Annotated in this window: 4 protein-coding genes and 1 pseudogene; 3 read left to right on the top strand and 2 right to left on the bottom strand. The window is 28.5% G+C overall.

Annotated features, from left to right (window positions below; genetic code table 11):
- The first annotated feature begins 288 nt into the window (after positions 1 to 288).
- The 3 genes and pseudogenes from Q0H31_RS08330 to Q0H31_RS08320 form a co-directional block, all read left to right on the top strand.
- On the top strand, positions 289 to 4026 hold the full coding sequence (locus tag Q0H31_RS08330) for a DUF2723 domain-containing protein (protein WP_295297169.1): 3738 nt from the start codon (positions 289 to 291) through the stop codon (positions 4024 to 4026).
- A gap of 72 nt (positions 4027 to 4098) precedes the next feature.
- Positions 4099 to 4551 (top strand): hypothetical protein, encoded by a 453-nt coding sequence (locus Q0H31_RS08325; RefSeq protein ID WP_014932322.1) that lies wholly within the window; start codon positions 4099 to 4101, stop codon positions 4549 to 4551.
- Positions 4552 to 4688: 137 nt separating this feature from the next.
- Positions 4689 to 4886 (top strand): annotated as a pseudogene (locus Q0H31_RS08320) (hypothetical protein); the annotation flags it as partial.
- A 91-nt stretch (positions 4887 to 4977) separates the two neighbouring features.
- Here Q0H31_RS08320 and Q0H31_RS08315 read toward each other — a convergent pair.
- Both Q0H31_RS08315 and Q0H31_RS08310 read right to left on the bottom strand, forming a co-directional pair.
- Positions 4978 to 5412, bottom strand: a complete 435-nt coding sequence (locus Q0H31_RS08315; RefSeq protein ID WP_295297167.1) for an EamA family transporter — start codon at positions 5410 to 5412, stop codon at positions 4978 to 4980.
- A gap of 368 nt (positions 5413 to 5780) precedes the next feature.
- Complete coding sequence (locus Q0H31_RS08310) at positions 5781 to 6914, bottom strand: pyridoxal phosphate-dependent aminotransferase (RefSeq protein WP_295297165.1); 1134 nt, start codon at positions 6912 to 6914, stop codon at positions 5781 to 5783.
- Positions 6915 to 6977 lie beyond the last annotated feature (63 nt).

Genomic DNA, 6977 nt, shown 5'->3' with positions numbered 1-6977 from the left:
AGTTAATTAAATTATAAGGAATACCTGCTTTTTTTAAACTAAAAAACGTGCAATATGTATGGCTCCTAAACATAAATATCTTTTTTACATTATTGAATAATAAGCGATTTTATTATATAATAATAGACTATAGTTGTGATATAATAAAATATTAACAACTATTTGCACTTTTTGGTACTTTTTGCGGCGGGAAAAAGTACAAAATAAATTCATTGCCGCATATAATCCAAAATAAAATATATAACAATCTGAAACTATTTAAAATTAGATTTAAGAGGAAATAATTCAATGGCTAAACTTTCGCATCTTGAAAAAGAGTATATTAAAGCTAATTACAAAAACAAAAGCATTGATGAGCTTACAAAAAAATTAGAAAAAGACAGAGAGTTAATAGAAGAATATATTAATAATCTGCAAAATAATCAAAAAAATAAAGAAAAAAATAATAAGAAAGAAAAAGTAAATAAAGAAAAAGGCGAAAACATATTTTCTAAATTATTCTCAAAGTCTTCTGACAGCGAGCCAATATTTAAAAAATATGAAATAAAACCTTATCACCTTTCAAAGATAGATATAATATTTTCTGCTGCAGCATTTTTGTTTACGTTTTTGCTTTATTTGTTTACATTAACGCCTTCACTTTCGGCAGGAGATAATGGAGAGCTTACAACAGCAGCTTATTTCTTGGGAGTAGGGCATGCTCCGGGTTACCCTTTTTACACTTTAATGTCTAAACTATTTACTTATATACCATTTGGAAACATCGCTTGGAGGACAAACCTATTTTCTGGTACATGCGGTGCTATTGCGATGATTTTCTTTTATCTTATTATGGTTAAAGTTTTAGGACAAAACAGAATTGAGAGAGGTTTTTCTCCTGTAGTACATATACCGGCACTTTTGGCAAGTGTTGCTTTTGCTATATCTGATAATATGTGGGCACAGGCTACTATGGCTGAAGTTTATAGCTTAAACATTCTTCAAATAGCTTCTATGCTTTTAATACTTGTTTATTGGTTTGAGGCAGTTTGGCAGCATGCTGCTGATGATGTGCCTTACTATGGAAATAAATATTTAATGGCTTTCGGTTTTCTTTATGGTGTAGCACTCGCTAATCACCATGTTACTTTGCCTTTTGCTTTTGCTCCTCTTTTGTTTATAGCTATTGTATTATTCTTGGTTCATAAAGACAGATATATAGAAAACATTGAAACTCCTTTTATATCTATATTTGTATTTTTAGTATTATTATTTATAGGAGGCTTTGGATACTATAGATTTATTATGAATTATGAGGCTTATTTATATTTCCCTCCGGGTGTAGCTTCTAATGATTCTATATTTTCTATATTGTTTAAGCCTTTTACAGATATGAACATTTTAAGCGACATATTTACAGCACTTGCTAATGGTTCTTATTTAAGACCTGATATGATACAAAACTTAAAAGCTCCTTTCTACCCAACTCTTTATAAAGGAATGTTCTTAGTATTTTGGCCTTTATTTTTAGTTGTTGTTTGGGTGTTGGTTTATAGATATTTTCTATGCAAGATAGATAAGTTTAATAATGATAATGATTTTATCACTGGAATATCATTTTCTTATTATAAAATGCTTTTAATGCTTGCTGTTGGCGTTATAATATATGCCTACATGCCTATAAGAGCAAGAGCTTTACCTCCTCTAAACTGGGGACAGTTGAATGAGCCTTCTGGCTGGGAGAATTTAAGCTATTTATTTAGTATGATACACAGAAAACAGTATGGTGCTTCTGGTAACGATATTGCAGCAGCTTTCATACTTCACCCAGAACAAGTATCTGCTTTAATTAATATATTTAAAACTCAGTTAACTGTTTTAGGTTTACTATTCTTAATACCGGGATTATTTCAAATATTTAAGAAAAATAAGTTTATAGGAATATTTTCAGTATTTGGGCTATTAAGCTTTGGTGTATCTTTAATGGCATACACTAATCCTCCTCCAAGTGTAAGAACTTTATCATTTGTTGAAGTATTCTTCTTGCCTGCTACTTTATATATGATTGTAATAGTTGGCTTTGGCATACAGTGGTATATGGAATATTTTAATACCAATATAAAAAATGTATTAAAAAAACCTTCTGAAGAGATTACAGATACAAAATTAAAGCCTTATCATGCAATATCACTTATAGCAATATTTGCAATAATGGTACCTATATTTGTAATGAATTTAAGCCGCAACAACAACTCAAAAGATTTTAGTAACCATGACTATTCATACAATATGATGAACTCACTCCCAGACAATGCAATATTTGCAACAGAGGGAGGGGATAACCAAGTATTCGGACTCGTTTACTACACTATGGTTGAAAGAAGAAGACCAGATTTAAAAATATATGACCAGAAGGGTAATGTATTTGAAAGAATATACGGTAACCTTATGAAAACAGACGGCAGATGGCTTGGAAGCATAAGCGATGCTGTGGATAAAGATTTTATAGACAGCGGCAGACCTTATTATATGGCTTGGAGAAGAGACGGTCTTGAAAGGCTTGGAGATTATTACTTTAAGGCTTATGGGCTTGTATTTAAAGTTCAGCCTATAAAATATGCTTTGGTTGATGAGTTAGAGTTTTTCAAGGTGCTTACTGTTAATGATTATAAAGCAATAGCAAAAGAGCATTTGAAAAGAAATTATGAGAATGAAAAAGTTGCTTCAGATTTGAATGCTTTGCTTGATGAAGGTTTAATATCAGTAGAGAGAAAAAATAACTATAACGGCAATGAAGAGATAACTTTTGTAAAAATGTATGAGCTTCCTTTCCCAGAATTAAAAACAGAAGAAGATTATTGGGCGAGCTACACTATGAAAGGAACTGCTGAAGAGATTTCTCATTATGACTTTTTAACAAGAGAGATTTTTGTAAGTTCTTATTCACTTGCTAAAATAGATATGTATAACAGAAGAATAAAAACATATCAAAAATTGCTTGGGTTTATGGGTAATGGAGATGTTGCTAAAAACGGCATTACAAGAGAAGAGGCTAATGCAAAAATAGAAGAGTATAAAAATCTTAAAAGAGAAGAAGAAGAGAGAATGCTTACTATAGGCTTTGATATGTCTAATGTTTATTTTGCTATAGGCAATCAGGCTATATTAGATGGTGATTATGAGAGGGCTACTGTGATGTATGAAGAGCTTATAAAGCTTGAAAAACTTATTTATCCTGCTTATTTCAACTTGGCTGCTTCATACGAGTATTTAGCACGCTCTAAAGATACTCCTTATGAGAAAGAGGCTGAATATTTAAATAAAGCTAAAGATGTAATGGCAAGAGCAGAAAAAACTTTCCATAGAGGCAAGGATATGGGCGATGCTGCAAGAGCACAAAACACCACTTATCAGCAAATAATGCAGTTTAATAATAGATTAGACTTACAGCTTAGAACTACAAGACAGCAGGCAGATGCTCTAAAACAGCAGGCTATAGAGGAAAACACTTTTGATAGTTATAGTGCTTATGCTAATTATATTTATCAAAACAGACAAGATTTAGATGAAACTATTTGGGCTAAAAATGAAGCTAAAAAAAGAGCAGTTAATAATACTCAATTAGTAAATGTTAATAAAGAGCTTGCTATACTTTATGCTAATATTGGTGATGTTAATACTGGTATTAATATATTAAATGATACTTTGAATCTTCCTAATATTACTAGAGATGATAGAAGGGGTGTAGATTTTGATTTGGCTAGCATTTATCTTAATCAAAAGAGATATAATGAGGCTATAAATATATACTTAAAATATACAAATGATTTAACTCAAGACGGTGCTTTTGCTTTGTATGCTATAGGTCATATATATATAGAGCAGAATATGATTGTTGAGGCACTTAATATTTATAATGATTTTAAGCTAAGAATGTCTCCTCTTGCTAAGGATAATCAGGTTATAGCTAATTTGGATAAAGATGTTGAAAGCAGAAGGGTTCAGATAATGCAGTATTTAGGTACTGTTGGAGCTCCTAATCAATAATAAAAAAGTATAATTAAAAAACAAGAACATACCGAAATAATATAAGAGATATGTGCAAATGGGAAAAATAATATGAAAAAAAGCATTTTAATTATATGCTTATTATTTATGATAAGCTGTAATAATCAAAGTAAAACAGGAATAACTGTTAATGATAATAAAGAAAATATAATTAAAAATAAAGGTATATGGGGTAGTAACATTGGGGGAATGAAAAAAATAAGCGGCAATAAAGAAATGCCTGAAGATATAACATACTATGCAGAAATAGATGAATACGGAAATATAACTGATATGCTTACAGGAAAGACTATAAATAATATATACAGCTATGAAGAAAATGATTTTGAATTTGCTTCCAAAAAACAGTTAGAATATGATATTGTTATGTCTGTAAAAACAAAAGCAGTCTTTGATAATAGAAATTCAGCATCAGCTTCTTTTGAATGGTGCTTCAAAAATAAAAAAAATAATTCAGTAATTATGCAGGCTGTATATGAAGGAGTTATTACAAAATTGAAATAGCTTAATATAAAAAATCATTCTGAATTATTATGCTTATAATCAAATTAATAATAAATATTTTAATGGTGCAGATATACAGTTTAAAAACTAGTATAGCAGAGTTTTATTAGTTTTTTCCTGCTCATCTTTGATAAAATCTTATAATAATATCATTATATGTTAATTTTGATATGCCTTATTTACAAATGAAAGATGGTTTGGAAAATTTAGGAGTTGGTTATAAATATTCCGGTAAATTAGGCTCTGTTGATGTTGGCGTTCAGTTTGGAATACATTTAGATATATTTAATTTCGGCGGCACAAGAAAAAGAGAAGTAATAGAGTATGATATATAAAACTATTGTTTTTTATAGTTGGGGGTATATTTTATACTCCTTAAACTATAAAATTATTTTTTAACTATTATCAATTAGAAATAGTATATTATTATCCTAAACTAATTATAAGTGTTCCTGCTACTATAAGTATAACTCCTATAATGATTTTTAATGTTAAAGCTTCATGTAAAAATATTGCTGCTAATATGATTGTAAATACTATAGAAAGTTTGTCTATTACAATTACTTTATTAACGTTTCCAATTTGCAATGCTTTAAAATAAAATATCCAAGAGAGTCCTGTAGCTATTCCTGAAAGTATTATAAATATTAAAGTTTTATTATTGATATTTTTTATTGTGTCTAAAGTATTTATAGAGTTTATTTTGTTAGTATAAAATACAATTATCCAAGACATAAATAGTATTATAATGGTTCTTATTGCTGTGGCCAAATTTGAATTAATATTTTTGAGACCTATTTTTATTAGTATTGCAGTTAGAGATGCAAATATTGATGATAGAAGGGCAAAGAAAATCGACATAATAAATCCTTATTTTTTAATGCCAAATTATATATTTTTTATTTTAAATAAAAATAAGAAAAACTTATTTTTTGTAAAAATTATTATTGTTTTTGTAAAGTTACAAAAAGCATACAATATATTTATTAGTATGCAGTAAGAGTTAAAAAAGTTGTATTGACTTATGTGATAGTACGTATAGTTTAAAATATAGTCTAAAAATATTATAATTTTCTTATTTTAGTACAAATTTAACAATATTATACTACATATACAACATTTTTTTTGTAAATTTAATATTGTTTTTTCTTCACATTTCTAAAAATTGCATACATACAAAATATAAAACTATGTATTATAAAAACCAATAAAAAATTGATATAATAATTTTATTTATTTAAAAAATCTTTTATTCTCTTAACAGCCTCTTTCAATATAGGTATCTCCTGAGTTAAAGCTATTCTAAAATAATTTTCACTTCCAAAAGCAATACCCGGTACAACAGCAACCCCAGTTTCATCTAATAGCCTCATAGAAAAATCAAGCGAAGGCTCTTTAGAAAATTTACTGTATCCTACAAATAAATAAAATGCCCCTCTCGGTTCTATTACATCAAATCCTAAATCTATCAATTCTTTTGACATAGTAAAAGCTCTATCTTTATAAATGTCTCTAAAACTTTCTATCATAGGGAATTTTTCTAAAGCATATTCAGCAATAGCACAAGAAAGGCTAACCATACTTCCAACATTATTGAAACTAGCATTAACTAAATATTTTCTTACTTCTTCTGGCGATATACTGTATCCTATTCTCCATCCTGTCATAGAATGAGACTTTGAAAAACCATTTAATATTATTACCTTGTCCTTAATAGAAGGGTATGAAGCAAATGATGTAAAAGGATAAAATGATATAGCAGAATATATTTCATCAGCTATAATAAATATATCTTTTTTCTCAAAGTATTTTACAAGTTCGTCCATTTCTTCTTTTTTTAGCATATATCCTGACGGATTGCCTGGGTTGCTAAAAAGAATTGCTTTAGTTTTATTAGTTATAACTTTTTCTATCTTTTCTGGCTTTAATACAAGATTATCTTCTCTTGTGTCTAAAAATACTACTTTACCATAAGATAATTTAACTGCTTGTTCATATGGCGAGAAAAATGGAGTAGGTATTATTACCTCATCATCAATGTTTAATATAGTTCTAAATACAGATGATATACCTTCCATAGAACCAATATGCATAGTGATGTTGTTGGCATTAACATTTGAACCATAATATTTATTATAGTGCTTTGCAACTAAATCTCTTAAGTGTTCGCTTCCTCCAGATTGAGTGTAGGGAAGAGAATGAGTTTTAGCATATTCGCATCCGTATTCAATTAATTCTTTTGGAGGCTGTAAATCCGGCTCTCCTATTGTAAGCATTATGCTGTCTTGTTTTTTTTGTGCTTTTTCTGTAAGACCTCTTATTAAAGAATATGGTACTTCTAATATATTTTTATTAAGCTGCATTTTTTTATCTCCCTAAGAATTGAAAGTAATTGTAAAAATATTATTATATAGAGTAATATTATA

It is taken from the genome of uncultured Brachyspira sp., from assembly GCF_934747485.1.
GTDB lineage: Bacteria > Spirochaetota > Brachyspiria > Brachyspirales > Brachyspiraceae > Brachyspira.
Note: the sequence above shows the minus strand (reverse complement) of the source record. Positions and strands in the feature narration are given on the sequence as shown.

Excerpts from the sequence above, each read along its gene's own strand:
- Q0H31_RS08330 (WP_295297169.1), top strand. The coding sequence starts at position 289 with ATGGCTAAACTTTCGCATCTTGAAAAAGAGTATATTAAAGCTAATTAC.
- Q0H31_RS08325 (WP_014932322.1), top strand. The coding sequence starts at position 4,099 with ATGAAAAAAAGCATTTTAATTATATGCTTATTATTTATGATAAGCTGT.
- Q0H31_RS08315 (WP_295297167.1), bottom strand. The coding sequence starts at position 5,412 with ATGTCGATTTTCTTTGCCCTTCTATCATCAATATTTGCATCTCTAACT.
- Q0H31_RS08310 (WP_295297165.1), bottom strand. The coding sequence starts at position 6,914 with ATGCAGCTTAATAAAAATATATTAGAAGTACCATATTCTTTAATAAGA.